Origin of the sequence: Nocardia fusca NBRC 14340, assembly GCF_001618425.1 — a bacterium.
In the GTDB taxonomy this organism is placed as follows: domain Bacteria; phylum Actinomycetota; class Actinomycetes; order Mycobacteriales; family Mycobacteriaceae; genus Nocardia; species Nocardia fusca.
Map to the genome: position 1 here is coordinate 1 of NZ_BDCU01000094.1, position 1348 is coordinate 1348.

The window sequence follows — 1348 nt, forward strand, 5'->3', positions numbered from 1 at the left end:
TAGTACTGCAACGGCACTCGGTTCGGGTAACGTGCCTGCGTGGTCGTGGATGTTGTTGCAGCGGAGTTGGATTCGTTGCATGCCAGGGTTGGTGGTCGTTTCACGAGGTCGGAGCCGCGGAGCCGGGCTCGGGAGTATGTGTCTGGGCTGGTGGCAGGGCTCGAACGGAAGAACGGGTGGACGCTGGCCGAGCGGGCCGGTGAGGTCGGCCCGGACGGGATGCAGCGGCTGTTGCGGCGGGCGGACTGGGACATCGATGGTGTCCGCGACGACATCCGCGGCTATGTCGCCGAGCGGCTCGGTGACCGGGACGCGGTGTTGATCGCCGATGACACCGGGTTCCTGAAGAAGGGCGTTCGTTCGGCCGGGGTGCAGCGTCAATACTCCGGCACGGCCGGGCGCACGGAGAACTGCCAGATCGGGGTCTTCCTCGCTTACGCCTCCCACCACGGTCATGCTCTGGTCGATCGAGAGTTGTATCTGCCGGAATCGTGGACCGGTGACCGCGGCCGTTGCCGGGCCGCCGGAATCCCGGACGAGGTCGAGTTCGCAACCAAGCCGCGGCTGGTGATGGCCATGCTGGAACGCGCTCTGGCCGCGAAGACACCGTTTCGCTGGTTCACCGCTGATGAAGCCTACGGTCAGGTCAAATATCTGCGGTTCTGGCTCGAGCAACACGACATCGCCCATGTGCTGGCCACCCGCCGCAACGACACCCTGGTCACGACCGGGATGCGCCAGGCTCGTGCCGACGAGCTCGTCGGCACGCTGCCGCCCAGGGCGTGGCAGCGGATCTCCGCCGGTGCCGGCGCGCACGGGCCTCGTGATTACGACTGGGCCAGGGTTCCGATCCGTATCTTGTGGGAACCCGGCCGCGGTCACTGGCTACTGGCCCGGCGAAGCGTCTCCGATCCTGCTGAGATCGCCTACTACGTCTGCTACGGGCCGCGCCGATGCACGATCGCTGATCTCGCGTGGATCGCCGGGACTCGATGGCGCATCGAGGAGTGCTTCCAGCAAGCGAAGAACGAGGCCGGACTGGACCACTATCAGGTTCGCAGCTGGCGGGCCTGGTATGCCCACATCACCTTGTCGATGCTCGCACTCGCTTGGCTTGCTTCCGTGAAAGTGATTGCCGCAAAAGGGGAATCATCGACAGCGATCGAGACATGATCGCCCTTACTTTACCGGAGATCCGCCGACTCACCATCGCTTTGGTCCTGCCCGCACTCCACTGCGCCCACCAGGTCTGGGCATGGTCGAACTGGCGGCGTCGCCGCCAGCATCAAGCCCGCTTATCCCACTACAAGCGCCGAGGACACCCACTCACCTGAGTGCCGTTGCAGTA

General features: G+C 65.1%; 1 protein-coding gene. It reads left to right on the top strand.

The window, feature by feature from the left end:
• Positions 1–39 precede the first annotated feature (39 nt).
• Positions 40–1173: an IS701 family transposase gene (locus NF4_RS35980; RefSeq protein ID WP_063131851.1), complete on the top strand. Its 1134-nt coding sequence runs from the start codon at positions 40–42 to the stop codon at positions 1171–1173.
• Positions 1174–1348 lie beyond the last annotated feature (175 nt).